Below are 26,140 nucleotides of genomic sequence, written 5' to 3'. Positions count from 1 at the left end.
TCCCGATTCTGTCGAAATAGCGCGGTCCAGCTACAGAAGTCCACGGGTCTCCTCCACCGTGATCTCCCCTTGCTCCACCATGTCCAGCAGCCGGTCGAGGTCGTCGGCGCCCGCCGTGTCGTCCGTCGGCGTCGCCCCGCCGCCCGTACCGTCCCCTCCGGCGCCGAGGCGGGAGGCGACGCACGCGGCCTGGTCGGCGATCGTCAGGAATCGGAACAGGTCGGTGATGTCCATGAGGCCGGGGAAACGCTCGTCGTAGAGCTTCAACATCTGCGAGGTCAGCAGAGAATTGCCGCCGAGGGAGACGAATTCGTCGTAGGCGTCCAGTTCCGTGACGTCGAGCGTCCGTGCCCAGATCTCGGCGACGGCCCGCTCGATCTCCCCGACGTGGTCCAGGCCGTAGAGGGAGACGGGCCGGTCCCCGGCCGTGCCGGGCCCGTCCGCCCGCCGTGCCGGCTCCGCCACGTTCGCCGCCGGCCGTTTCCTGCCGGGCATGATGACCGGCGGCCGCCCCTCACCCGCCATGAGCTCCCGGAGCAGGCCGGTCGCCTCGGCGGGATCCAACGGAGGAAAGAGTTCGTCCTCGTCCACGGCGCCCAGGCGCTCGGCCATCCCGACCTCCCGCCACGCGGGCCACTGGACGCTCAGCGCGGGCAGGTTCCGCGCGCCGCGGTACTGGGCCAGGCTGTCGAGCACCAGGTTCGCGGCCGTGTAGTCGGTCTGGCCGTGGATCGGCAGAAGCCCGGAGACGCTCGAGAACACCACGAAGAAGCGCGGATCGTCGTCCCGGGTCGCCTCATGGAGGGCGATACCGCCCAGCGCCTTCGGTCGGTACACGGCCATGAACTCGTCGATGGTCTTGGTGTGCAGGAATCCGACGCCCGGCCGTCCCGCGAGGTGGATCACTCCCCCGATCCGTCCGTACCTTTCCCTGATCTCGCGGACGGTGCGCTCCACCGCCTCCGGGTCTCCCATGTCCAGGCGGAGGACCTCGGCGACGGCGGGGTCGTCCTGCGGTCCGAACGGAGGAGCGGAGGCGGGGTCCCGCCCTTCCGAGCCCAGCAGGACGAGGTTCCGGAACCCCTGTTCGGCCAGGTCCCGCGCCACCGCGGCGCCCAGGCCGCCCGTGCCACCGGAGATGATGACGGCACCGTCCGGAGGGGGCGGCCCCGGCGTCTCGTCCCGCGGCACCACGGCGTGCCGCTCGACGACCGGTTCGTGGGGCCGCTCCCCGCGATAGAACAGCAGCGGCGGCCGATCGGTGGCGCGTGCCTCCGTGATCAGGGCCTTCGGCGGGGTGTGCTCGTCGATGTCGACGCAGCGGATCCCGAGGGCCCGATACTCCAGGGCTGCGATCCGCGTCAGGCCGAGCACACCGGCCTGCCCCGGATCGACGGACTCCTCACCGGTGACGGCGAGCGCGCTCCGGGTCACGGCCAGCAGACCCGCGCCGAGCTCCGGCCGACGAGCGGCCAGCCCCTTCAGCAGGGAGACGGTCCTCTCCACGGGCTCGACCGCCCGTTCGGCCAGGGGCGTGCCGTCGTCCTCCGGAACACCGGCGAGGATCGCGAAGGCGAACGCGCGGCCCTCGTCGATCCGGTCGACGGCGGCGGTGTCGGCCACGTGCAGGTGGTCGTGACCGGCCGACCGGAGCTCGTCGGTGAGGTCGTCGAGCATCGGACCGAAGTCGCCGCAGAGCAGGACCGTCCCCGTCGGGGCGTCCCCGGTTCCGACCTCGACCGGTGGTGAGGCCTTCCGGTAGCCCTGCACGTGCCCGTATCCACCGGAGCCGCCCAGGTCGAGGCCGACCGCCGATTTGACGCAGTAGTTGTCCACCGCCAGTACGACCCGACCGTCGGGGTCGGTGACCGTTACGTCGAACGCGTACAACCGTCCCTCGACCGAGGTGGGACGCTTGCGGAAGTGCGCCAGTACGCGGGCGGGCAGCGGCCCGTGGACCGTCAGTTCGCCGTAGGAGAGCGGAAGGTAGAGCCGTTCGTCGTCGTAGAGGCCGTTGGCCGCGTTGATCAGGGTGTCGAGCAGCGCCGGGTGCAGGAAGTAGTCGTCGGTCTCACCGTGGTACCGCGATGGCAGTTCCAGCTCGTAGAGCATCTCGGTCGCGTCGGCGTTCGCCCGACCGCCCCGCAGGCTCCCGGTCCACCGTTCGCCCAGTGTCAGTCCGTTGGAGAGGTCGAGCCGGTCGTCGTAATGCAGTGCGCGGCTCATTCGGCTCCGCACCCCCGCGAGGTCGACCGGCTCCGGTACCGCGATGTCCGGCTCGGTGACGAGTTCGGCGGTGGCGTTGCGCACCCACGCGCCGTCCGCGCCCCGTGCGGCGACGGTCACCTGGCGGACTCCGCCGTCCGTATCGGCCTGCCCGAAGACGATGTGGACCTCGACCTCGGTACCGTCGTCGACCGCGAGCGGCGTGAGGAACCGAAGGTCGCGCAGCCTCATCCCGGAACCACCGTGGCCGAGGCCGCGGGCGGCCCGCACGAGCAGTTCCAGGATCCCGGTGCCGGGGAGCACGCCGACCCCGTCGATCCGGTGCTCGGACAGCTCCCAGAACCGCCGTGGGGAGAGTTCGCACACGGCGATGTCCGACTCCAGGGAACGCACCAGGTGGAGTTCCGCGCCCGGCCCGCCGCGGCGTTCCCCGCCGTCGGTCTTGAGCCAGCAGCGCAACGGCTCGAACGGATAGGTCGGCAACGGGATCCGGCGGGCGCCCGGGGAGGCGGCCCTGTTCCAGTCGACGTCGGCGCCGCGGACGTAGAGGCGGGCGAGGCGCCGCAGACCGTCGCGGTCGGGTGCCCCTCCGTCGAGCGACCGTGCCGCCTCACGGCTCAGCCGCTTCCTCTCGTCGGCGGTGAGGCCGCGGGGATCGCGTCGTTCGCCGCCGGCGGCCGCGAGTCGGAACTCCCCGGTGGCGATGTCGTCGGTGCCGTCCGTGCCGTCGGCGAAGCGTTCGAGGAGGGTCAGCAACTCCTCCCGGTCCTCGCACACGAAGGCGACCCTGGACCGGTGGTGCATGCGCCCCGTCGACGCGGTGTGGCACAGATCCGCCAGGTGCACGTCACGTCCGCCCAGGAACCGCCGATAGCGCTCCACCAGCCGCTTGAGGCCCTCGGTGTCCGGCGCGCTCAACGGGAGCAGCATCGGACCGGTCGCGGCGACCCGCTCGGGTCCGGGGTCCGGATCCGCGCTGCGCACCACGAGGTGGCAGTTGGTCCCGCTCAGGCCGAAACTGCTGATGCCCGCGTACAGGGTCTCGTCCGGGTCGCCGCCCCACGGCACCGTGCGGTCGTTGACGTACACCGGAGACGTCGGGAAGGAGATGTTGGGGTTGGGGTCCTCGAACCCGAGGCTCGCCGGCAGGGTCCGATGTCTCATCGACAACACCAGCTTGGCCAGGCCCGCCAGTCCGGAGGCGTTGTCCATGTGGCCGATGTTCGTCTTGACCGTGCCGATCCCGCAGAACTGCTTCCGCGTGGTGTGACGGGAGAACGCCCGCTCGATACCCCCGATCTCCACCGGGTCGCCCAGGCGGGTCGCGGTGCCGTGCGCCTCGATGAAGCTGATCCGTTCCGCGGGGACACCGGCGTCGGCGAGCGCCGCGTCGATGAGGTCGCCCTGGGCGTCCGCGTTGGGCGCGGTGATGCCGTTGGAGGCGCCGTCCTGATTGACCGCGCCGCCCAGGATGACCGCATGGACGGTGTCGCCGTCGCGCTGTGCCCGATCGAGCGCCTTCAGGACGAAGACGACGCAGCCCTCGGCCGCGCTCGTCCCGTCGCTCCTGCGGTCGAAGGTCCGCGTGCGGCCGTCCCGGGACGAGGTGTCCTGTAGGTCCTTGATGCCGATCCCGGAGCCGTCGTCCACGACCGGGAGCAGGTCGCTGTTGACGGCTCCGACGATCGCCATGCCGCAGTCCCCGCGCTGGATCGCGCGGCAGGCGGTGTGGACGGCGACCAGGCCCGAGGAGCACGCGGTGTCGACCAGCATCGAGGGGCCCCGGAGGTTCAGCAGGTACGCGATCCTGCTCCCGATGATCGACTTGACGTTTCCGGCGACGGAGATCTCCGGGGCGTCGGGGGAAACGGCCTGGATCATCGTCCGATAGTCCTCGCCGAAGTCGCTCGACATGCCCACGTAGACCCCGACCCTCCGGCCCTGGATCTCGGTGTTCAGGTGCCCGGCGTCCTCGAGCGCGGCCCAGGCGGTCTCGAGGAAGATCCGCTGGTCGGGATCGACGGCCCGGGCCTCCTGCCGGGACATGGAGAAGAACCGGTAGTCGAATCCGGCCACCGAGGGCAGGCGGGTGCCGTTCCAGTAGCGTTCGGGGGAGGGTCGTCGCGCCCCCCGGGCGGCCAGGTAGGCGTCGACGTCGGCGCGCCGCTCCTCGGAGAGCTCCCGGTGGCCGCGCTCGCCTCGCACGACCATCTCCCAGAACTCGTCGAGATCGGCGGCGTCGCCCACCCGCCCGCTCATCCCGATGATGGCGATCGGGGTATCCCGACTCCCGACCCCGGAGTGGTCGATCCGCACCTCGGCGTCCTCGGGGAGGTCGGCCAGGTCCAGGTCGCCGATGGACAGCAGGGGATTCATGAGACGGCCCCTCCGGTCGGCTCGAGCAGCGCGGAGTCGCCGGTGCGCCGCAGGATCGACGTGATCCGCTCCCGCTGCTCGGCTTCGGGGACGCCCTTCGTCCCCATGATCGTGCGCAGCAGGTCGAGGGCCTCCCTCTTCCCCGCGTCGGTGAGCTCCTCGTCCTCGGTGGAGGCGAGCTCTTGGAGCCGGCGGTAGGGCGCGATGACACCGGAGGCGTACTCGTCGTCGTCGAAGTTCCTGTTCCGGGTCGCGGCGGCCGCTCCCAGGCACAGGCCTACGAGACCGGGGCGGTTCCTCCGCTCCTCGATGGCCCGATCGAGCGCCGCGTACGTCCCCTCGGCGTCCTCGCCGAGGCTGTGGGCACGCGCGTCCTCGACGGCACCGGCGACCATCTTGCCGAGGACGTTCTTCGGCCCCACCTCGATCCACAGCCCGACACCGTCCGCGGTCAGCGTCGACATGACGGCGTCCCACCGGACCGGGCTGGTGAGCTGCTCGGAGAGGGCTCCCCTGATCTCCTCGACGCTCTCGTACACCCGGCCCGTGACGGTGCTACAGACCGGGACGGTCGGCTCCGTGAACCCGATCCTCCCGATCTCCGCCGCGTACGCGGGGACGGCGTCGGCCATGTGCGTGCTGTGGAAGGCGCCCGCCACGTTGAGCCAGGCGACCCTGGCGCCACGCTCCTCGAGCAGGCCGGCCATCCCCCGCAGCTCTTCGAGCGTGCCGGCCAGCACGGTCTGCTGCTCGGCGTTGTAGTTGGCCACCTGTACCGCGTGGCCGTCGGAGTTGAACTCCTCGGCCCATTTCTCGACCTGGGCCGCCGGCGTCCGGAGCGCGGCGATCATGCCCGTGTCACCGGCGGTGGTGCAGGCCTCCATGGCCTCGCCCCGGACCTTCACCAGCCGCACCGCGTCCTCGAAGCCCATCGCTCCCGCCGCGAGCAGCGCGGTGATCTCGCCCAGGCTGTGCCCGGCCATGTGGGTGACCGGCAGCCTGCGGTCCCTACTGATCACCTCGTACATACCGAAGCTCAGGACCAGCAGCGCGACCTGCGCGTGCCGCGTCCGGGTGAGCTCGGACGCGGGTCCGGTGAAGCAGAGATCGGCGAGCGAGTAACCCACTATCTCGGAGGCCTGGTCGAAGCGTTCTCGAACGCTGCTCTCCGACTCGAACCAGGAACGACCCATTCCGGTGAATTGGGACCCCTGGCCGGGAAACAGGAGCGCGAGGTTGGTCATGACTGATCCTTCCGGTCCGGTGCGTGCGCGTGTCCAGTTGTGGTGTCGACCGCACGGGGAGGGGTGCGGGAACCGGAGTCTCCGGTGGGCGGGGCGAGGAGCCCCAGCAGCCGCACGTAGCCGTCGAGCAGTCCGTGTACGGCCTCGGGGGCGATCTCCCCCCGGTGGGCGAGCGCCACGGTCGCCGGCCGCGCGGTCACGTCGGTCCCCAGAACGAGGTCGGCGTACCGGAGGAGCTCGCTCTCCTCCGTTCGTGCGCGATCGGTGCACGCGATGGTCACCCTGGCGCCGTCGCCGCGACCCGGGCGTATCCGGTCGAGCTCCACCTCGCGGTCGGCGTCGCCGACGGATCGCAGGTGATCGTCGACCAGCTCGGCGAGGTCGGTCCGGCCGACGAGGTCGAAGGTGACCGCGGCGACCCGTCCGGGGGCGGTCGCCACGTGGAGCGTGACGTCGTCACAGGACAGTGCCTTGCCGACGGTCAACGCGAACGCGGCGTGCGCCAGGGCCCGCGCCGTGGCCCCGTCGCCCGTGCCGTGCCGCAGCAGCGCGGACCGCACCCGGTCCGGCAGGGCGACCTCCGCGGTCCCGTCGACGCCCCGGCCCGGCACGAACCAGTCCTCGGGCGGCCGCACACCGCTGTCGGTCGGGGCGTCGGCCGGGCGGCTCCGCGCCGACCTCCGCTCCAGGAGTTCCTGCTGCCCTCCGAGAGTCGGTTCGGCGAACAGGTCGCTGACGTCGAGCGTCCCGGGGAAGGCGGCGTTCAGCTTCTCCAGCAGCAGGATGAGGCTGAACGAGTTGCCTCCCAGGTCGAAGAAGCTCTCGTCCGGGCCGAACGGGACGTCGCCGAGCACCGACCTCCACGCCATGAGAAGGTCCTCGCTCACCTCCGAGGGCTCGTCCGGCCGGCCGCCACCGACCGGTACGGCCTCCAGGAGGGCCAGGGCCGGGCGGTCGATCTTGCCGCTCGTCGTCATCGGCACGGCGGGGACCGCCGTGAGCGTGGCCGGGACCATGTGGCCGGGCAGTCTCCCGTTCAGGAAGTCCTTCAGCGACTCCGGCCCGACCTCCGCGTCCTCGCGTACTTCGTAGAACCCGCGGATGACCCGGTTCCCCGGCGAGACCTCGTCCACGATCACCCCGGCCCCGACCACGTGTACGTGCTCGGTGAGGGCCTGCTCGATCTCCTCGAGCTCGATGCGGTGCCCCCGGACCTTGACCTGGTTGTCCAGCCGACCGAGGCAGCGGACCTCACCGTCGTGCCACAGGGCGCGGTCCCCGCTGTTGTAGATCCGGCCCTCTCGGAAGGGGTCGTCGCGGAAGGCCTCACGGGTGAGCTCGGGACGGTACAGGTACCCGGGCGACACTCCGCGGCCACCGATCCACAGGGCGCCCTCGGTGCCCTCGGGGACGAGTTGGAGGTCGTCGTCGAGCACGTAGAAGGTGGTGTTGGCGATGGGCCTACCGATGGTGACGGGGGCCTGGCCGGTGAGCTCCTTGACGCTGGACCAGATACAGGTCTCGGTGGGCCCGTACACGTTGAAGATCCGGCCCGACGTCCCGGCCCGCAGATCCGGCAACAGGTCCTCGGGGAAGGCCTCGCCTCCGACGACGAGCCTCTCCAACGGCGCCAGTGCCCTGCGCGCCGCGTCCGGGTCGGCGCACAGCATGCGCAGGCGGCTCGGCGTCATCTGCATGTAGGCGACGCCGTTGGCGGCCACGAACTCCGCGATCTCCGCCGGTGTCCGTGCCTCCCCCTCGCCCGCCATCGCCACGGTTCCACCGGTGACCAGGGTCATCAGGGTCTCGAGGAGATGGATGTCGAACGACGGGGTCGTCAGGCACGCCGTCGTCACGTTCTCCTCCCAGTCCAGCGCCTTGGGCATGCCCCAGAGGAAGTTGGCCAGCGCGTCGTCGGCGACCGTGACTCCCTTGGGGCGACCGGTGGAACCGGAGGTGAAGATGATGTACGCGAGACCGTCGGGGTCGTCCTCCGAGGGTTCCGGTACGACCGTCTCCGGGAGGTCCCGGTCACGGATCGTCAGCGCCCTCCCGTCCGGTGGAAGGACCGATTCGTTCTCGGGAAGGCACAGGATCCTCGTCGGCTTCGCGACCTCGATCACGGAGTGCAGCCGCGCCGGCGGATCGGTCACGTCCAACGGCAGCCAGGTGGCACCGACCCGGTGGACGGCCAGCATGGTGGCCACGAGGTCCGGAGACCGTGGCAGCAGCAGCCCGACCGGATCCCCCCTTTCGACCCCGGAGTCACGGAGCAGGGCGGCGAGCCGCCCGGCCCTCTCGGACAGTTGGGCGTACGTCGTCACCTCGTCCTGGAAACGGATCGCCGGACGGTCGGCGTGCTCGGTGAACACCCGGTCGAACAGCTCCGCGAGGCCGGGCACGTCGGTCGTACGCGGACCGGAGCCCCAGGACAGGAGCCGCTCCGTCGTGTCGTCGTCGATCAGCGGGATCTCACCGATCCTGCGATCGGGGTCCCGCACGGCCTGCGCGACGAGTGCGTGGAACCGGGCCATCAGATCGGCGATTCTCCGCTCGCCGAACACGCCGGAGTGGTTCAGGTCGACGAACAGACCACCGTCGCGCTCGGTGATCTCCAGGGTCAGGGCGAGCATCGAGCCGCGCATGCCGAAGTCCTCGGTGGTGGCGGTGAGATCACCGAACCTGTGCGCGCGCCCCCGGGCGTTCGTGTAGATGAACATCGTGTCGTACAGGGCGTTGCGTCCGTGGTCGCGCTCCAGGTCCAACTCCTCGATCAACGTCTCGTAGGAGTAGTGCGCGTGTTCGATCGCGGCGAGACCCGTGTCGCGTACCCGCCGAAGGTGATCCGACAGGCGGGTACCGGAGTCCGGCCTCAGCCGCAGCGGCAGCGACTGGGCGAACATCCCGACCGTGCCCTCGAAGGAGCCCAGGGAACGCTGATCCAACGGCACTCCGACGCACAGGTCGCTCTCGCCGCTCGTCCTGGCCAGCAGTACAGACCACAACGACAGGTAGAAGAAGAACGGTGTCGTCCGGTGCTCGCGAATGACCTTCGTGGCCGCCTCGTGCACCTCGGGGTCGATGCGCGTGTAGTGGTGGCCCCCGCTGAAGTCGTTGATGGCGGGGAGGGGCTCGTCGGTCGGGACCGCGAGGGGAGGGGGCGGTGTCTCGAACTCGCGGAGCCACCACCGCCGGTGGTCCTGGTAATCGGGTCGATCGGGCAGCTCGGATCGGATCCGTACGTACTCCTCGTAGCCCGCGGGCTCCTCGGTGTCGGTCGGACGCCCGTTCGACAGGTGGTCGGCGAGCTCGCCGATGATCAGTTCCAACCCCCGGCCGTCGACGATGACGTGGTGGAACGAGACGACGAGGTCATCGGTGCCGTCCTCGCCGACGACGATGCCGTAGCGCCACAGCGGCGCCCGGGTCATGTCGAGCGGAGCGTTCATCACGTCCGCGATCTCCTCCGGTCCCGCCCCGTCGAAGAGGTGGGCCTCGGGCTCGATGTCCTCGAGGACACGGCAGACGACGTCTCCGGAATCGATCTCGTAGCGGCTACGCAGTTTGGGGTGCCTTCGGGCGATGGCGCGAAAGGCCGCGTCCACCCGGTCCGGGTCCAGCGATCCGTCGAAGTGGAGGCGGGCCGGGACCTGGTAGGCCTCGTTCCCGCCACGCATACGGGAGTTCACGTAGACCCGCTTCTCCTCCGCGGAGAGCGCCATGGAGCGGGGCCCGCTCCGCGTGGCCGCGGGCTCCGTCCCGGTGCCCACCGCGTCGGAACCGGAGCGGGAGACCGACCGCGAACGCCGGAATTCGAAGCCCCCGGCCCGGATCTCCCGCACGGCCGTCCGGAACGCCTCGAGGACGCGTTCCTTGTCCTCCTCGGTGTGGGCCAGCGAGAAGTACCCCGACCGGCGTTCCCACACGAACACGCCGTGGTGGGCCATCAGTTTGAAGAAGAGGTTCGTGGTCAGGGTCATCAGGGCCATGTCGCGCTGCGCCACGTTCTCGTACTTGTACATCGAGGCGCAGTGCGACAGCCGGATCGGTACCTCTTCCCGATCGAAGAAGTCGTTGGCCCTCCGCACGAAGTCGTCCGTGAACCTGTTCAGCTCGGCGAGCCGCTCCTCGCCGTTCTCCTTGAGGAAGGTCAGCACCGCACGGCAGGCGGCCATGGTCAAGGGGTGCTTGCAGAACGTTCCGGCGAAGAAGGTCGTCGGCACCGCCGGCCGGGAATCGTCGACGTCGGAGAACCCTCCACCGTCGACGGCGTCGAGATAGGTGCTCTTGCCGGCGACGATGCCCACCGGCATACCGCCGCCGACGAGCTTGCCGTACAGCGAGATGTCGGACTCGACCCCGAAGTACTCCTGGGCTCCGCCCAGTGCGAGCCGGAAGCCGACGATCATCTCGTCGAAGATCAGCGCGATCCCGTGCTCGGTACAGATCCGTCGGAGCTCGCGCAGGAACTCCGCGGGTCGCAGGCCCGGATTGCGGGACTGCACCGGTTCCACCAGCACGGCGGCCAGGTCGCCGCCCTGCCGGCGGATGCGCTCCAGCGATTCCTCGGCCCCGTAGCGGAGAACCACGGTGTCCTCGACCATGGCCGGGGGGATACCGATGGTCAGCGGAACGCTATCGGTTCCGTCGCTCTCGGCCAGGACCGCGTCGGAACCGCCGTGGTAGGAGTCGGTGAACCGTACGATCTTGTCCCGTCCGCTGACCGCCCTGGCGAGCCGCAGCGACACCATCACCGCCTCGGTACCGGTGTTGCAGAAGGCGACCCGTTCGGCACCGGTCATGTCGTGGATCAGTTCCGCGACCTCTCCGGCGACCCTGTTCTGGGGGCCCAGCTCGAACCCCGACTCGAGTTGCTCGCGCACCGCGCGTACGACGAAGTCGGGCTGGTGTCCGAAGAAGTGGACGCCGTAACCGATCCCGGTGTCGACGTACCGGTTGCCGTCCACGTCCCAGAACGCGGCGCCTTGGGAGCGGGAGGACACCAACGGATAGGAGGTGTCCCTCAGGTCCGTGTCGAAGTTGAGCGAGTTGATCCAGTCCGCCATGTGCCGGCGGTGGGAGTCGGCATAGGCCCGCGACCCCGCGGTCCTGGCGGTGTAACGGGCGACGAAGTCGGCGATGAACCGCCGCTGCCGTTCGGTGAGCCTGCTGCCGCTCAGCGAGATGTTGTTGGTGTACGCGCCGACCTTGCGAGACCTGCCCGGCGCCCGGCGCCGCGGCACGGCCTCGAGGTCCGGCTCCGGTGCGCCGGCCGCGCCGGCCGCGGGCGCCGTGCCCCCGAGCACCTGGAGCTGTTCCCGCATGAGGGCCAGTTGGGAATGGACCACCGCCTCGATCCCGGAGGCCGAGGTACCGCCCGGCCCGGCGACGGGCGGGGACGACGCCTCGCCCGGCCGCGGATCGGGCACGGACGACACCGAAGGCGCCGGCGCCGGTTCCGGGGAGGGTTCGGGCTCCGGACGGTTCCGCAGGACGAAGTCGGTCACCCGTCCCACCGTGTGGAGCGATTCGAAGAACGTGGTGATCGGGATGTCGAGCGCGTAGTGCTTCTCGATGCGCTTGCCGAGCTGCACGAGCATGAGCGAGTCGACACCGAGCGAGAACAGCTCCACGTCCGGGTCCAGTTCCGAGGTCGCCACGCCGGTGACCTCGCTCAGCGCCCGCGTGATGACCTCCGCCACGGCCTTCTCCTCGGCGTGCCTGCGGGGGGCGTCGGCGGGAACGGCCGCGGTGTCCCCCGCGGAGCCGCTCGTCGGACCACTCGGCGTGACGTCGGCCGTCACGGTGTCGTCGGCTCGGACGTCCACGGTCGCGCCACCCTCTCCGGTGCGGTCTCGGTACCAGATCCGTTGCCTGTCGAACGGGGTGTGCGGTAGGTCGTGGAGCAGCCGCCCCGTGCCAGACGGTCGGCCGAGGTCGAGCTCGGCGCCCAGCTCCCACAGCCGGCCGACGCCCTCGAGGAACTGCCGCACGTCGGACCTGCCCTTGCGCAGACTCGGGAGGACCACCACGTCGTCACCGAACTCCTGGGCGACGAGCCCGCCCAGCGTCGCCGTGGAGCCGATCTCGACGAAGGTACGCAGACCCGCCCGGACGGCCCAGGCCACGGCGTCCTTGAACAGGACGGGTTCGACCATGTGCCGACTCCAGTGGTCGGCGTCGACCGGAGAACCGGGTTCGACCGGCCTCGCGGTCCGCGTGGAGATCCATTCGATCGACGGGGCGTCGAAGTCCCATCCGCGGATCCGATCCCGCAGGCTCTCCGCCGCCGAGGCCATCCGTGCCGAGTGGAAGGGATGCGACACGTCGAGCCGCTCCACGAAGACGCGGTTCCGACGCGCGGCCTTCAGGACCGCGGCCAGGCTGTCGGCCGGGCCTGAGACGGTGACGTTCTCCGAGGAGTTCACGGCCGCCAGTGAGACGTCCGGGGCGGAGGCGAGCAGCTCTCTCGCCCGTTCGGCGGAGCACAGAAGGGTCGCCATCGAACCGTCGGCCGGAGAGTCCGCGACCACGCGCGCCCGGTGAACGACCAGTTCGACGGCCTGTTCGCGGCTCATGGCCCCCGCGAAGCAGGAGGCGGCGTACTCGCCGATGCTGTGGCCCATGACCGCGGCGGGGGTGACGCCCCGGCTCGCCCAGTATCGGGCGAGCGCCAACCCGACCGAGAAGATCATCGGCTGGGTGTACATCGGCGACCGGAAGCGCTCGTCCTCCTCCTCGGCGAACATGACCTCCAGGAGGGAGATGTCGGCGACCCTGCGGAACTCCCGGTCGAGCTCGTCCAGTTCGCGCCGGAACTCCTCCGCGTGGTCGTAGAGCTCACGGGCCATGCCCGGGTACTGCGTCCCCTGACCGGAGAACATGAACACCGGCCCCGACCCGTGCGGGTCGGCCTTGACCATCTCTCCGGCGGATTCCGTTCCGGCGACGGTCCGCATCTCCTCCATCGAGGCGCAGACCAGGGCCCTCCGGTACTTCAGGCCGCGCCGCCTGCCCAACGTGTGCGCCACGTCGCCGAGGTCCGCCGTGCTCTGGGCGCTCCAATCGGAGAGACCGCGCAGCCCGCTCCGGAGCGCCTCGGCGGAATTCGCCGAGACCGGCAGCAAACGGGGTGTGTCCGAAGCGCCGAGGGTGGGCCGTGTCTCCTCCCGCCGCTTCTCGTGCTCCGCGACGATGACGTGGGCGTTGGTCCCGCTGACGCCGAACGAACTGATCCCCGCCACACGGCGCCCGTTCGAGGGCTCCCATGGAACGTCATCGGTGATGACCTCGACCGGGGCGTCGTCCCAGTCGATGAGGCGGTTTCCTTCGCGGAAGTGCAGTGTGGCCGGCAGACGCCCGTGCTGGAGGCTGGTCACGACCTTGCAGAGCGCCGCCATGCCCGCTGCGGACTCCAGGTGCCCCAGGTTCGACTTGACGCTGCCGACGCCGACCTTCTCCGTACGGCCCGCGAAGACCCTGGCCAGGGAGTTGATCTCCTGAGGATCACCGATGGGTGTTCCGGATCCGTGGGCCTCGACGTAGGAGACGTCCTCCACCCCCACCCCGGCCTCGGCCATCGCGTCCCTGATCACCTGGCTCTGGGCGACGCTGCTGGGTACGGTGAATCCGCCGCCGCGACCGTTGTGGCTGACCGCGGAGCCGTGCAGGACGGCGAGGACGTCGTCGCCGTCACGCTCGGCGTCCGCCAGCCGCTTGAGGATGACGACGACGCCACCCTCACTGCGGATGTAGCCGTCGGCCCCGTCGTCGAAGCTGCGGCAGCGGCCCGATGGCGACAGGGCGCCCAGCCTCGACCACGACAGGTGCCCCTCGGGGCTGAGGATCAGGTTGACGCCCGCGGCCACGACGAGGTCGCATCCGCCCCGCTTCAGCTCCTGACCGCCCAGGTGGAGGGCGTACAACGAGGACGAGCACGCCGTGTCGATCGCCATGCTGGGGCCCCGGAAACCGAAGGTGTAGGAGATACGCCCGGCGGCGGCGTTGGCCATGTTGCCGGTGTACGTGTACGCCTCGTGGGAGTATCCGAGGTCCTGCCCGACCTGGCGGTAGTCGTTGTTGTAGATGCCGACGAACGTTCCGACCCGGCCGGCGGTACCCGCGGCGTACGGGTCGAGGCCCGCGTCCTCGAAGGCCTCCCAGGTCAGCTCGAGGAGCAGCCGCTGCTGCGGGTCGATCAGCTCGGCCTCGCTCGGCGAGATACCGAAGAACGCCGGGTCGAACCGGTCGACGTCGCGCAGGTAGCCGCCCTGCGTGGTGGTCACCTCAGCGGTGTCCAAGGAGCTCTGCGCCCATCGGTCCTCGGGGATCGGCTCCACGACGTCGGTCTTCTCGATGAGCACGTCCCAGAGCCGTCGCCGATCGTCGATGCCCCCGGGCAGCCGCATCCCCATACCGACGATCGCGACGGGTCCGCCCGACGCCGCCGGAGCGGGGGACGGAGACGGACGGGGGGCCGGTTCCCTCGCCCGGTCGGGGGGATCGAGCGTCCGCCGTATCTCCTCGACCAACGCCATCGGCTCGGGGTGGTCGATGATGCACGTGCTCTCCAGGCGAATGTCGAGCCTGCGCTCGAGCTTGGCCTGTAGGGAGACCAACCGGATCGAGTCGAGGCCGAGGGAGAACAGGTTCGCTTCGCGCAGCGCCGGGTCCAGGAGGACGTCGTCGGCGGACCCGCCCTCCAGTTCGCCGACGATGTACGAGACGATCGCGTCGACCAGCTCACCGCCGGCCGCGACCGGCTCGGAGGGCGCGTCCGGCCCGGTGGACACGGTCGGCCCGGTGGCGTCGTCGTCCACCGGCAGCGGTCGGCTCCAATCGACCGGCGCCCCGTGCGTCCAGGCCTCCGCCAGGGAGACGACGAAACGGGACGCCCCCTGACGGTCACGACGCAGGGTGCCGATCACCCGCGCGTCGCTCCCGAGATCCGCGACGACCTCCTTCGTGGGACGAACGAGCACCGGGTGGGCGCTGAGCTCCACCAGTGTCCGGTGGCCGTCGGCGAGCACGGCACGAGCCGCCCGCTCGTACATCACCGGACTGCGTAGATTGCGGTACCAGAACTCGGCGTCCAGCTCCGCGGTGTCGATACGTCCACCGGTGGTACCGGCGTAGAAGGGGAGTTCCGTCTCCCGCGGGGAGACACGACCGAGCGAGGCGAGCAGGGACTCGCGTTGCGGTTCGACCCTTGGAGAGTGCGCGGGGAACTCGACGGACAGCCTCTGGGCGTAGATCCCCTCGTCGCGCAGGTCCTCGACGATGCGGTCGACGGCCGGATCGGTGCCGGCGATCACCACCGAACGGGCATCGAACACCCCGGCGACGTCGATGGCGTCGGATCCGCCGGAACCGAAACGCTCATGAACCTCCTCGGTGGTCAGTCCGACCATCGCCATACCGCCCTGGCCCACCATCGGGACGTGCGCCCTGCTCCACAGCACGGCGACACGCGCGGCCTCGTCCAGCGGCAGAGCACCCGTCACGCACGCCGCGGCGATCTCACCGAGGCTGAAACCGAGGACACCCGCCGGCTCGACGCCATGGGAGCGCCAGAGGCCGGCCAGAGCGACCATGATCGAGAAGAGGACCGGTTCCACGACGTCGGGCCGCCGCAGCTCCGACTCCGAGCCCGCGCCGCGCAGGACGTCCACGAGGGACCAGTCGACGTGCGGGGCGAGAGCGTCGGCGCACTCGCCGATCCGCCGGGCGAACTCGGGAGAGGCCTCCAACAGGTCGACGCACATCCCCGGGAAGACCGTGCCCTGCCCGGGGAAGATGAACACCGGCCGCTCGTCGCGGTCGGCGACGCCCCACACCACCCGCGGGTCCTCGTGTCCCTTGGACACGGCGGTCAAAGGCTCCCGCCAGTCGTCTCCGCGGGGCAGCAGGACGGCCCGGTGCGCGCGTGCCGGGCGCGTCGACACCAGGGAGTCGGCCGCGCCCGAGGAACCGGCCGTCCCCTTCTCGACCTTCCTCAGGAGCCGTGTCGCGCGATCGCGCAGGGCCCTCTTACTCGGTGCGCTCAGAACCCATGGAGTCGTCATCGACACCGCCGCCCGTACCCGGAGGCGACCAGAATGCAGAAGCTGTACATCTTTCCCGAGTCAACCTTTCCTGGAAAAAGTTTTGAGACCGAAATCAGCAATGAGCGTCTCCTGCACCTGCGAGGTCCCCTCAATGATCTCCAGAATCTTCGCTTCCCTGAAAAAACGCTCGGCCGGATATCCGTTCCAACACCCGTTCCCACCGAGCACCTGAACCGCGTTCGAAGTGACACGGCAGGCGGCGGTCGAAGAGAAGTACTTGGCGATGTTCGTCGCCGCGATCGCGTCCGGGCTGCGTTCGGCGCTCAGCCTCCCGGCCCTCACGCACAGCTCGCGTGCGGCGGACACACTGGTGACCGCGTCCGCGATCATCCCCTGTACCAGCTGGAACGACCCGATCCTGCTGCCGAACTGGCGACGCCGGACCGCGTACGTGCACATCTCCTCAAGGGCGGCCTGCGCGAGCGCCACACCCGCCCAGGCGATGCTGTAGCGCCCGTGGAACAGTGCCGTATTGGCGACGAAGGCGAATCCCGCACCGATTCCCGAAACGAGGTTCTCAGCCGGGACCTCTACGTCGGAGAGGACGATCTCGGCCATGTGCGTAGCCCGGTTTCCGAGCATCCCCGACATCGAAAACGTCTCGACCCCCGGCATGTCCCGGTCGACGAGAAAGGCGCTGACGACGCCGTTGTCCACGGCGAAGACGAGGAATACATCGGCGATTCCGGCGAAGGAGATCCATTTCTTGCGGCCGTTCAGAAGGAACACGTCGCCCTTCCGCGTGTACCTCGTGGACATCCCTCCGGCCTCGGACCCCGCGTCGGACCCGGACTCGGCCTCCGACAACGCGAAGCAGGCGATCCTCCGGCCTCGCGCGAGGTCGGGCAGGTACTTCTCCTTGATCCTTCGGGACGTCCTGCCGGCCAGGGTCTGGGCGACGAGGGACGCGTGAACGGTCAGCAGCGCGCGGGTCGAAGCGCACGCCTTGCCGATGATCTCGGTGAGCTCGCCGTACTCGATCGGGGTCAGGCCCAGGCCGCCCCACTCGACCGGGACCGTCGCTCCGAGGAAACCCTCGTCCGCCATCCGCTCGACGACCTCGCGTGGAAGCCGCTCCTCGCGGTCGAACTCACCTGCGCGGGGCGCCAGTTCCATGGCGAAGGCCTCGGCCCGCTTCAGGACGGAGTCCGGGGAACGGTCACTCACGGCGCACCGCTCTCAGCTCCGACACCATCTCCGCCATCCGCTCGACCGAGCTGAAACGGTGCAGGTTCAGGTGCTCGTCGGGGACCTCGACGTCGAAGGCGCTCTCGATGTGGGCCAGAAGTTGCATGGCGAACATCGAGGTGACGAAGCCCTTCTCGAAGATGTTGTCGTCGTCTCGAAGGCCGTCCTCGCCCAGCGAGGCGATGTTGTCCTTGATGTAGCCCCGGATGCTCTCGCGAACATCCATGTCGGGAGCCGCATCGACCGGTGTTCCGCTGTCATGCATCGACGTTCACCCTTACGTGGTCGGGGTAGTCACGGACGATCTCGAGATCGTTCTCGAACAGGTGGTCCACTCCGTCACGTGAGACGACGTGGAAGTTCGCCAACCGGTAGGTGAGGAGCATCTGGCGGTTGCGGTCCGTACGCCGGAACCTGGCGAAGAGGCGGGCTCCGCGCTCCGCGGCCCGCTTGACCAGGAACTGCAACAGCACCGTTCCGACGCCCTTGGAGACCGTTCGGCAGGACATGAGCAGCAGCGCGATCGTCCACTGGTCGCCGGACTTCTCCACCAGCGCCATCCCGACCTTGCCGTAGGAGCCATAGCGGTCCGTCAGCTCACAGACCCACAGGTCATGGCCCGGATCGTCGATGAGCTTCTCGAGTTCGTCGTACGAGTAGTGGATGCCGGTGGAATTGAGCTGGCTGGTCCTGTGGGTCAGCTCCTCCAGACGCAGCAGGTCGTCCCCTCCGGCCGGGGAGATGTCGAGGACCATGTCGAGGCTGCGCAGGAACTCGTCGTGGGGTCCTTGGAAGGCGAGCTCGGACCGGTCGCGCTGTTCGCCCTCCCGGTACATCAGGCGCCTGCGCCTCGCGTCCTCGGTGACGTGGACCGGGGACAACCGCGGCAGGTCCGTCAGCAGGAACCGGTCGGCGGCGTCGATCGTCTCGACGTCCGGGTGGACGAAGGCGACCTCGTCACGTTCGAACTCCTGGTCGTCGATGAAGATGAAGGTGTCCAGACCGATGTTCAGCTTCGCCTGAAGCTCGGTCAGGGAACTGGACTTGCTGTTCCAGTTGATCTGCGGGTGGAGAAAGTACTCCGCGAGACCGAATTCCTCGAGTTTGCGCATGGCGTCGTCGTGGTTGTTCTTGCTCGCTATGGACTGTAGGATGCCGCGCTCGTCCAGCGTCTTGACGGTCTCGAGAATCCGCGGATCCACAACCACTTCGTCACCCGATGAGAGGGTTCCCTTCCAGAGCGTATCGTCGAGATCCCACACGACACATTTCGCCATCTTCACCGACTGCTTCACTCCCATGCGCGAACCGTCACATGACTTTCACGTTCAACGAGAAACACCGTAGGTGTAGAAACCCTGTCCGCTCTTACGACCGGTCAGTCCGGCGTCGACCATCTTTTTCAATAGCGGACAGCAGCGGAACTTCGGATCCTGTAGATCGTCGTACAGAACCCGCAAAGAGTCGACGACGGTATCCAGACCGATCAGATCAGCGGTGGCGAGCGGCCCCATCTTGTGCCCGTAGCCCAAGGTGAATATCTCGTCGATCTGTTCAGGGTCGGCGACCCTTTCTTGAACGAGAAACGCCGCCTCGTTCATGAACAGGTGGGACAGCCTGTTGGAGACGAACCCGGGGCTATCGCGCACGACGACGGGCCGTTTCCCCAGCGAGTCGACGAAACCCTCGGCCAGCTTCACCGTCTCGTCGGACGTGTGGTGACCTCGCACGAGCTCCACGCACTCGATGAGCGGTACCGGGTTCATGAAGTGCATGCCGATCACCGACTCGGGCCGTGCGGCCAGGGCCGCGAGCCTCGTGATCGAGACGCAGCTGGTGTTCACCGCGATCAGGGGGCCCTCCCCGCACACCTCCCGCAGCTCGCGGTGGACCTCCTCCTTGACGGCGGCGTCCTCGACGACATTCTCGATGATCCGGTCGGCCCCGGCGAACTCCGCCATGTCATCGGTGATACGAATACGGCCGGGAATGCCTTTGTCACGCCACCGAGGATCTTCTGGAGCCGTCATCCGGTAACGCCTTACGAGGGTGCGTATGTCACCTTCGGTCGCCCCGAGAACACCGGGGTCGTGATCGTAAAGCACCACGTTATACCCGCTGGCGGCGCAAGTAACGGCCACGTCCTTACCCATCACTCCGGATCCAATGATCCCGACAACGGACATCGCCACCTCACCTCCCTTGGCAGGATCATGCGACTGTTCCAATGACGCCCCGCGAAACCCTCGCTCGGCGGTTGGCAGCCTAGCGTCGTCCACTGCGCCAGGGAAGAGAGGATTCAAGACTCCTTCGGTTTGAATTGATCTTCCAGAGCGTGATTCAGGCGCTCTTGCGGGAGTTATCGCTGGCCCTGGGCGCGCGGACCGCGACAATCCAGGATCGTCAATTATTGGAATTACATTAGGAATTCCTCTTATGACGCCGAGTGACGATCCCCCCTTGAGTCGAGCAAATGTCCGAGAAGTGACTCCGAGATGTGGAAACCTCGACCCGTGTCCTTTCGGGGAGAGCGAACGGGGCGACCGCCCCTGGACCGGGATTCCGACGGAGTGGGACGGCGAGACGTGAATCACGCCTCCACCTGCGTTATCAGCTGGTTCGAGCGCGTCCGAAGCGGCCGGGCAGGGGGGGTTCTCCCTCCACCGTCCGACCGGAGAACGCGCCCCGATGCACCGACGCCCGTGCTCACTTCTGGACCGCCGGGGGCGAGCGGACCCCACGTCAGGGCCGCGCCCGAACGTGTAGCGTCCGGCTCATGACTCGCATCCTGCACCTGACCGAACTGTCCCGCTGGCGTGCCGGCGGGGACATCGAGGCGGAGTCGCTCGTCACCGAGGGGTTCCTGCACGCCTCTCCGGACGAGCCGACCATGCTCGCGGTGGCGAACCGGTTCTACGCGCGGACCGCGGAGCCGATGGTGGTCCTGGTGGTCGATACGGATCACCTCGAAGCCGAGGTCCGTTGGGAGGCCGCCGACCCCGCTCCCCCGCCCGGGGTCGGCGCGGAGGTGCTCTTCCCCCATGTCTATGGGCCGATCCCTCGCGCCGCCGTGGTCGAGGTCCTGTACCCGGTCCGCGACGCCCAGGGAACCTACACCACCTTGGAGGCGTCCCCCGAGCGAACCTGAGGGACTCCTACGGAAACGCCCCGATGACCGGGGCGATCATCACCCCGAGCACCGACAGCGCCCCGTGGAACAGGGCCCGCCGGCGGCACCATCGGCTCGGAGCCCGGTGACGTCCCCGTGCCCGAGTCCGATGGGGTGGGGTCAGGGTCTGTGGAGGCAGGGGCGGCGGGGGCGCCGTGTTCATGGCGGCGGCCTCGCGCTCACGGCGTTCCCGCGCCACGTCCATCCACTGCGGGAGGACCCCGTGCTCGATGCGGTGGGCGACCCTGGGGTTGTCGGCCATCTCGCTCGCGCACAGGGTGGCGGTCTCGACCGGTCATGGGGACGGCCGCCGGTGGCCAGATGGATGTCGGGCTTCGTGCGCGCCCAGGCGTTGACCAGGCTTCCCTGGGCTTTGAGCCTTCGGTCCAGGTACTCGGCGAGGTAGAGGGGGACGTCGGTGTCGCCCTTCTCGATCCGTTGGACCGTGGAGCCTTCTCGTATCTCCCTGGTGGACAGGTCACCGACGCTGAGCCCGACCGCTTCCCGTAGTTCCCTCACCCGCAGCCCGAACCGCGCCCACTCCTCCTCGGAACCTCCCTGCGGGTTACCCGGGTTCCCCTTGCCTCGATCGCTGGAACTCTTCATGCGGATACCCCCGAGAGGGACCGTCGGGACACCAGGCCACCGGATTTAGAAATCAGTTGAGGGAAACCCTCTACTCGACTTCGGAGTACCCCGATATCGCTCACTTTCGACTCTTTCAGAATCCATTTCACGTTCTTTCTCACAGCGCATCGACCTCCACGGGAGACCTTCCCTGAAGCACACTCACATGATGGATGACCTGGTCACATGGGCGTAAGTGCGAACGTGATTGTGAGCGACATCGAACATGAGTGTGGAATCACGAAGGATTCTGAGCACACAACACGAAACTGGCGGAGCAGGAGCGCGTGAACCTTCAGGTGGCCCCTCTGGATGTCCCTAAGCACCCAGGAAACGCTAGAGCTTTCAGCGTGCTCGTGACGCAGGACAATCCAGACTCGGGGTACGTGGAGAACGCCCGCGAAGGACAGTCCGTCACCGAGGCCGACGAGGTGGCACACCGCCGGATGCTGTTCGCCGCGCTCCAAGCCGTGGCGCCGGCCCCGGACAGCTCCCTGGAGCATGTCCGAGAAGAGATCAAGAGGTTGGACAAGGCATGAATCAGCAGTGGCACAAGTCGTCGTACAGCGGCGGAACCAATAACTGCGTCGAGGTCCGGGAGACGCCCACCATCGTGCACATGCGAGACACCCAGAACAGGGACCTCGGCCACCTCTCCTTCCCCGCCGAGGAATGGACCGCCCTGCTCACCGCCACCCACACCGAGCAGGCCTGAACCACCCGCACCCATGACGCCCCCGGTACCAGCCGGGGGCATCGTGTTGTCGGCCGCCGGATAAAACCGGCCTTCACTCGGGGACGCGGCAGGTCAAGGTGAACCGACCGCCCTGATCCGCCTCCACCCTCATCTCCCCGCCGAGACAGGCGCAGCGCTCGGCGATGCTCCTCAACCCCGTGCCCGGCACGATCTCCCCCGTCACCGGGGCCCCATCGTCGGCCACCGACAGCACGATCCACCTTCTCCGGGGATCCCTTCCTTTCTCCTTTGTCCGTGGGAAGGGCACTCCGCATGACTTCACCATGCGTTTCGCATGGTCGCCCTCACCTCCACCGGCATCTCGGCCAGGGGTGCGTCAAGACTCCGCGTGTTCTGTCCACAGGCTGTGGACAGAACACGCCGACACGACGAGGCCCCGGGGCGAAGGTCTCCCTCCGCCCCGGGGCCTCTACACGCTCGCCCGGGCGAGTCGCGTCAGGCGTTGCCGAGCCCGGTCTGGTCGGGCGGCGCGACGTTGCTGTGCTGGCCGACACTGGTGGGAATCGTGTGTCGAGCCTTCCCCTTGTCGATGCCGAGGAGCCGGTTGAGGTGGCCCTTCTTCCCGACCACGAACCAGGCGATCGCCCCGAACAGGGGGAACCAGAGGATGAGGACCACCCAGAGCAGCTTTCCGCCGCCGGAGGTGTCGGCGTCCATCAACGTCGAGACGATCGCCGCGATCACCAGCACCAGGACGGCCAGGAACACGATCAGGACGAGGACGCCGGCGATACCGCCCAGCCAGGTGATCTCCCGGCCACCCGGTTCCGCCAGACGCGACAGCTCCGACAGGTTCGTGAACATGACTCCCCCAAGCAATGCGTAGTTGCCTCAATACATAGGGTAATAATCGGGGTGGTCAGGAGCGTACATTCCTTTGGTTTCGGGCGTTTCCCCGGCCACGTTCCACCCGTGTCCGCCACCGCCCCCGACCCGAGCAGGGACGATCACTTTCCGAGAGCACCCCCCACCAGGCTTTTCCGCTGCTTTACTGGAACCATGGGCGAGCTTCGGCGATCTGGCAGGTTCACTCCCTCCCTCAGGCCCGGCGTCGGCACCGGCGACCACCGGGCCCCTGACATCCTCGACCACCGACCCCCTTCGAGAACGGCTCGGGCGTATCGGCCGCCGACCTCGAAGGTCGGGTGACCGGTGGCCAGGCAACCCCGATATCTCTGGCTGGCCGAACAACTACGCCGACCCATCCTCGACGGAGAGATGGCACCGGGGGCCAGGCTTCCCTCCCGCACCAGCCTGGCGCGCACGTACCGGGTCAGCGAGCAGATCTCGCGCACCGCGTTGCGGCTCCTGGTGACCGAGGGCCTCGTCGAGTCCCGACCCGGCTCCGGTTACTTCGTCCGCACCGTCCCCGAGATCTTCCGACTGTCCCGGACCGACGCCACCTCGGGCTCCGGCCTGGGGCGGCTGGGACGTGAGCGGATCAGCACCGAACAGGAACGCTGTTCCGGCCGTCTCGGCGCACGGCTGCGGCTCCGCGACGGGGACCCGGTCTACCGCACCACCTCACGTGGGCTCTCCGCCGACCGACCGGTCACCCTGCACCGCTCCTGGGAACCCGCGGTCCTCACCGCGGGCACCCTGCGCACACCGTTCGACGCCGCCGACGTCGGTCCCCTCGAACGGCTCGGCGCGGCGGGCTACCCCGTGGACCGGGTCGTGGAGGAGGTCGGCGTGCGCGCGCTGCACGACTCCGAGGCCATCCTCCTGGACTCCGCCCCCGGGGTACCCGTCCTCGTGGTCGAGCGCACCCACTTCAGCGGTGACCGGCCCGTGGAGACCTCCGACCTCATCGGCGCGGCCGAACAGTGCCGCCTCCTCTACAAATTGTCCCTCGGCCGCCCGCGTATCCGCGGATAGCGGCGGCCCCGACCACGAAGCGGAAACGACGAAGGCGGTGGCCCCTCCCCCACGCTGGGAGAGGGGCCACCGCCCCTACCGTTTCACGCGCTGGACGGCCGGGTCAGGCCTGGGTGAACTCCTTGGCGACGACCTCGGCGATCTGCGCGGTGTTCAGCGCGGCGCCCTTGCGCAGGTTGTCCCCGCACAGGAAGAGGTCGAGCGACTTCGGGTCGTCGAGCGACTGGCGGATACGGCCGACCCAGGTCGGGTCGGTGCCGACCACGTCGTTCGGGGTCGGGAACTCGCCCTTGGCCGGGTCGTCCAGGACCTCGACACCCTCGGCCCCGCCCAGGAGCTCACGGGCGGCGTCCGCGGTGACCTCCCGGTCGAAGGTCGCGTGCACGACCAGCGAGTGCGTGGTGATCACCGGGACGCGGACACAGGTCGCGGAGACGCGCAGGTCCTCCAGGCCCAGGATCTTGCGGGACTCGTTGCGGACCTTGAGCTCCTCGGAGGACCAGCCGTCGTCCTTGAGCGAACCCGCCCACGGCACGACGTTGTAGGCCAGCGGGGCCGGGAACGGGCCCAGCTCGTCGACGGCCTCGCGCATGTCGCCCTTGGTGTCGCCGAGGGAACGGTCGCCGCCGGCCTTGGCCATCTGGTCGCGCAGGACGTCGATGCCCTCCTGGCCGGCGCCGGAGGCGGCCTGGTAGGAGGAGACCACGAGCTCCTTGACGCCGTAGGTGCGGTGCAGGGCACCGATCGCCACGATCATCGACAGGGTCGTGCAGTTGGGGTTGGAGATGATGCCGCGCGGGCGGTTGCGGACCTGGTCCGCGTTGACCTCGGGCACCACCAGGGGGACATCGGGGTCCAGGCGGAAGGCGCCGGAGTTGTCGACGGCGACCGCGCCGCGGGCGGCGGCGATCGGCGCCCACTCCTTGGACACCTCGTCCGGAACGTCGAACATGGCGACGTCGACGCCGTCGAAGACCTCGGGGGCCAGGGCCTGGACCACGACGTCCTCGCCGCGGACGCGCAGGACCTTGCCGGCGCTGCGCGGGGAGGCGATCAGACGGATCTCGCCCCACACGTTCTCACGCTTGCTGAGGATGTCGAGCATGACGGTGCCGACGGCACCGGTCGCGCCGACGATGGCGAGGGTGGGAAGACGGTTGCTCATCGGCCGGTACCTCCGTAGACGACAGCCTCGACCTGGTCCGCGTCGAGCTGGAACTCACTGTGCGCGGCCTGGACCGCGGCGTCGACCTGGTCCTCCTCGACGATGACCGAGATGCGGATCTCCGAGGTGGAGATCATCTCGACGTTGGTGCCGGAGGTGGCGATCGCGTCGAAGAAGCGGGCGGTCACACCCGGGTAGGAGCGCATGCCGGCGCCGATCAGCGAGACCTTGCCGATCTTGTCGTCGTAGCGCAGGGAGTCGTAACCGACCTGCTCCTCGACCTTCTTCAGGGCCGAGACGGCCTGCTTGCCGAAGTCCTTCGGCACGGTGAAGGAGATGTCGGTGCGGGAGGTGGAGACCGCCGACACGTTCTGGACGATCATGTCGATGTTGATCTCGGCGTCCGCGAGCGCCTTGAAGATCGTGGCGGCCTCACCGACCTTGTCGGGGACGCCGACGACGGTGATCTTGGCTTCGCTCCGGTCGTGGGAGACCCCGGAGATGATCGGCTGTTCCATGCCTTCGCTTTCCTCGACTTCCGAGACGATCCACGTTCCGGTCTTCTGGCTGAAGGACGAACGGACGTGCAGGGGGATGTTGTACTGACGCGCGTACTCGACGCAGCGCAGATGCAGGATCTTGGTGCCGCTGGCGGCCATCTCCAGCATCTCCTCGTAGGAGACCTGGGGGATGCGCCGCGCGGTCGGCACGACACGCGGGTCGGCGGTGAACACGCCGTCCACATCGCTGTAGATCTCGCAGGCGTCGGCGTTGAGCGCGCCCGCGAGGGCGACGGCGGTGGTGTCCGAACCGCCACGACCCAGGGAGGTGATGTCCTTGGTGTCCTGGGAGACACCCTGGAACCCGGCGACGATACAGATCGAACCCTCGGAGATGGCCTCCTGGATGCGCCCGGGCGTCACGTCGATGATCTTGGCGTTGCCGTGCAACGACGTGGTGATGACACCGGCCTGGGAGCCGGTGAAGGAGCGCGCCTCGTAGCCGAGGTTCTCGATGGCCATCGCCACCAGCGCCATCGACATGCGCTCTCCGGCGGTGACGAGCATGTCGAGCTCGCGCGCCGGGGGCATCGGGGAGACCTTCTCCGCCAGGTCCAACAGTTCGTCGGTCGTGTCGCCCATCGCGGAGACGACGACCACGACGTCATGTCCCGCCTTTTTCTGAGCCACGATCCTTTGGGCTACTCGCTTGATGGCTTCCGCGTCGGCCACGGAAGACCCACCGTACTTCTGCACGATTAGGGCCACGATCGATGCTCCTGAGGAGTTGGGATCAAGACAATTAACAATGGAGTGTAATCAGGGACGCACACCGCACCCGCTCCGACCTGCGATGGAAGGGGCGTGGCGTCTTGACACGCCAGCGCTCGGACCTACCCGTTAA

The 26,140-nt window shown here is 68.7% G+C and carries 17 protein-coding genes; 4 read left to right on the top strand and 13 right to left on the bottom strand.

All coding sequences use genetic code 11. From position 1 onward, the window contains the following. Positions 1–30 precede the first annotated feature (30 nt). The 7 genes from U9J66_RS12695 to U9J66_RS12665 are packed head-to-tail and all read right to left on the bottom strand — an operon-like array spanning position 31 to position 19,326. A complete protein-coding gene (locus U9J66_RS12695) occupies positions 31–4,602 on the bottom strand; it encodes an SDR family NAD(P)-dependent oxidoreductase (RefSeq protein WP_326337758.1) in 4,572 nt (1,523 codons plus the stop codon). After that, positions 4,599–5,846: an ACP S-malonyltransferase gene (locus tag U9J66_RS12690; RefSeq protein ID WP_042284624.1), complete on the bottom strand. Its 1,248-nt coding sequence runs from the start codon at positions 5,844–5,846 to the stop codon at positions 4,599–4,601. The genes U9J66_RS12695 and U9J66_RS12690 overlap by 4 nt, the downstream gene beginning before the upstream one ends. Then, positions 5,843–15,910, bottom strand: coding sequence for a non-ribosomal peptide synthetase/type I polyketide synthase (locus U9J66_RS12685; protein WP_326337757.1), 10,068 nt, complete (start codon positions 15,908–15,910; stop codon positions 5,843–5,845). The genes U9J66_RS12690 and U9J66_RS12685 overlap by 4 nt, the downstream gene beginning before the upstream one ends. A gap of 60 nt (positions 15,911–15,970) precedes the next feature. Then, positions 15,971–17,119 carry an acyl-CoA dehydrogenase family protein gene (locus tag U9J66_RS12680; RefSeq protein WP_326337756.1) on the bottom strand — a complete coding sequence of 383 codons (1,149 nt, stop codon included), beginning with the start codon at positions 17,117–17,119 and terminating at the stop codon, positions 15,971–15,973. Further along, positions 17,112–17,366, bottom strand: coding sequence for a phosphopantetheine-binding protein (locus U9J66_RS12675; protein ID WP_017534292.1), 255 nt, complete (start codon positions 17,364–17,366; stop codon positions 17,112–17,114). Before U9J66_RS12675 ends, U9J66_RS12680 begins: the two co-directional genes overlap by 8 nt. A gap of 31 nt (positions 17,367–17,397) precedes the next feature. Then, complete coding sequence (locus U9J66_RS12670; RefSeq protein ID WP_234305902.1) at positions 17,398–18,417, bottom strand: HAD-IIIC family phosphatase; 1,020 nt, start codon at positions 18,415–18,417, stop codon at positions 17,398–17,400. A gap of 51 nt (positions 18,418–18,468) precedes the next feature. After that, the gene (locus tag U9J66_RS12665) at positions 18,469–19,326 is read right to left on the bottom strand and encodes a 3-hydroxyacyl-CoA dehydrogenase family protein (RefSeq protein WP_326337974.1); all 858 of its coding nucleotides are present in this window, start codon (positions 19,324–19,326) and stop codon (positions 18,469–18,471) included. Between the two features lie 590 nt (positions 19,327–19,916). Here U9J66_RS12665 and U9J66_RS12660 point away from each other — a divergent pair. Beyond that, the gene (locus tag U9J66_RS12660; protein ID WP_326337755.1) at positions 19,917–20,288 is read left to right on the top strand and encodes a DUF952 domain-containing protein; all 372 of its coding nucleotides are present in this window, start codon (positions 19,917–19,919) and stop codon (positions 20,286–20,288) included. A 7-nt stretch (positions 20,289–20,295) separates the two neighbouring features. Here U9J66_RS12660 and U9J66_RS12655 read toward each other — a convergent pair whose 3' ends face one another. Together U9J66_RS12655 and U9J66_RS12650 are read right to left on the bottom strand one after the other, a co-directional pair. Next, positions 20,296–20,571, bottom strand: a complete 276-nt coding sequence (locus tag U9J66_RS12655) for a hypothetical protein (RefSeq protein WP_326337754.1) — start codon at positions 20,569–20,571, stop codon at positions 20,296–20,298. Next, entirely contained in the window at positions 20,469–20,915 is a 447-nt protein-coding gene (locus tag U9J66_RS12650) for a helix-turn-helix domain-containing protein (RefSeq protein ID WP_326337752.1), read from the bottom strand. Before U9J66_RS12650 ends, U9J66_RS12655 begins: the two co-directional genes overlap by 103 nt. 290 nt (positions 20,916–21,205) lie before the next feature. On the opposite strand from U9J66_RS12650, the gene U9J66_RS12645 reads away from it, so the two are divergent. Both U9J66_RS12645 and U9J66_RS12640 read left to right on the top strand, forming a co-directional pair. Continuing rightward, on the top strand, positions 21,206–21,475 hold the full coding sequence (locus U9J66_RS12645) for a Scr1 family TA system antitoxin-like transcriptional regulator (RefSeq protein WP_326337973.1): 270 nt from the start codon (positions 21,206–21,208) through the stop codon (positions 21,473–21,475). Continuing rightward, positions 21,472–21,651: a DUF397 domain-containing protein gene (locus U9J66_RS12640; RefSeq protein WP_326337751.1), complete on the top strand. Its 180-nt coding sequence runs from the start codon at positions 21,472–21,474 to the stop codon at positions 21,649–21,651. The genes U9J66_RS12645 and U9J66_RS12640 overlap by 4 nt, the downstream gene beginning before the upstream one ends. Positions 21,652–21,724: 73 nt before the next feature. Here U9J66_RS12640 and U9J66_RS12635 read toward each other — a convergent pair whose 3' ends face one another. Together U9J66_RS12635 and U9J66_RS12630 are read right to left on the bottom strand one after the other, a co-directional pair. Beyond that, positions 21,725–21,886: a hypothetical protein gene (locus U9J66_RS12635; RefSeq protein ID WP_326337749.1), complete on the bottom strand. Its 162-nt coding sequence runs from the start codon at positions 21,884–21,886 to the stop codon at positions 21,725–21,727. A 242-nt stretch (positions 21,887–22,128) separates the two neighbouring features. Beyond that, the gene (locus U9J66_RS12630) at positions 22,129–22,497 is read right to left on the bottom strand and encodes a PLD nuclease N-terminal domain-containing protein (protein WP_017536052.1); all 369 of its coding nucleotides are present in this window, start codon (positions 22,495–22,497) and stop codon (positions 22,129–22,131) included. A 348-nt stretch (positions 22,498–22,845) separates the two neighbouring features. Between U9J66_RS12630 and U9J66_RS12625 the strand changes: the two genes are divergently transcribed. Continuing rightward, positions 22,846–23,571, top strand: coding sequence for a GntR family transcriptional regulator (locus U9J66_RS12625; RefSeq protein ID WP_014912880.1), 726 nt, complete (start codon positions 22,846–22,848; stop codon positions 23,569–23,571). Between the two features lie 103 nt (positions 23,572–23,674). Here U9J66_RS12625 and U9J66_RS12620 read toward each other — a convergent pair whose 3' ends face one another. Both U9J66_RS12620 and U9J66_RS12615 read right to left on the bottom strand, forming a co-directional pair. Further along, the gene (locus U9J66_RS12620) at positions 23,675–24,736 is read right to left on the bottom strand and encodes an aspartate-semialdehyde dehydrogenase (protein ID WP_017536053.1); all 1,062 of its coding nucleotides are present in this window, start codon (positions 24,734–24,736) and stop codon (positions 23,675–23,677) included. Further along, positions 24,733–26,004, bottom strand: a complete 1,272-nt coding sequence (locus tag U9J66_RS12615; protein WP_014910675.1) for an aspartate kinase — start codon at positions 26,002–26,004, stop codon at positions 24,733–24,735. The genes U9J66_RS12620 and U9J66_RS12615 overlap by 4 nt, the downstream gene beginning before the upstream one ends. Between the last annotated feature and the right edge of the window lie 136 nt (positions 26,005–26,140).

The organism is Nocardiopsis sp. LDBS1602 (assembly GCF_035818715.1).
Taxonomy (GTDB): domain Bacteria; phylum Actinomycetota; class Actinomycetes; order Streptosporangiales; family Streptosporangiaceae; genus Nocardiopsis; species Nocardiopsis alba.
This window is presented reverse-complemented; position numbering and strand designations above follow the sequence as displayed.

Excerpts from the sequence above, each read along its gene's own strand:
- U9J66_RS12695 (WP_326337758.1), bottom strand. The coding sequence starts at position 4,602 with ATGAATCCCCTGCTGTCCATCGGCGACCTGGACCTGGCCGACCTCCCC.
- U9J66_RS12690 (WP_042284624.1), bottom strand. The coding sequence starts at position 5,846 with ATGACCAACCTCGCGCTCCTGTTTCCCGGCCAGGGGTCCCAATTCACC.
- U9J66_RS12685 (WP_326337757.1), bottom strand. The coding sequence starts at position 15,910 with ATGACGACTCCATGGGTTCTGAGCGCACCGAGTAAGAGGGCCCTGCGC.
- U9J66_RS12675 (WP_017534292.1), bottom strand. The coding sequence starts at position 17,366 with ATGGATGTTCGCGAGAGCATCCGGGGCTACATCAAGGACAACATCGCC.
- U9J66_RS12670 (WP_234305902.1), bottom strand. The coding sequence starts at position 18,417 with ATGGCGAAATGTGTCGTGTGGGATCTCGACGATACGCTCTGGAAGGGA.
- U9J66_RS12665 (WP_326337974.1), bottom strand. The coding sequence starts at position 19,326 with ATGTCCGTTGTCGGGATCATTGGATCCGGAGTGATGGGTAAGGACGTG.
- U9J66_RS12660 (WP_326337755.1), top strand. The coding sequence starts at position 19,917 with ATGACTCGCATCCTGCACCTGACCGAACTGTCCCGCTGGCGTGCCGGC.
- U9J66_RS12655 (WP_326337754.1), bottom strand. The coding sequence starts at position 20,571 with ATGGCCGACAACCCCAGGGTCGCCCACCGCATCGAGCACGGGGTCCTC.
- U9J66_RS12650 (WP_326337752.1), bottom strand. The coding sequence starts at position 20,915 with ATGAAGAGTTCCAGCGATCGAGGCAAGGGGAACCCGGGTAACCCGCAG.
- U9J66_RS12640 (WP_326337751.1), top strand. The coding sequence starts at position 21,472 with ATGAATCAGCAGTGGCACAAGTCGTCGTACAGCGGCGGAACCAATAAC.
- U9J66_RS12630 (WP_017536052.1), bottom strand. The coding sequence starts at position 22,497 with ATGTTCACGAACCTGTCGGAGCTGTCGCGTCTGGCGGAACCGGGTGGC.
- U9J66_RS12620 (WP_017536053.1), bottom strand. The coding sequence starts at position 24,736 with ATGAGCAACCGTCTTCCCACCCTCGCCATCGTCGGCGCGACCGGTGCC.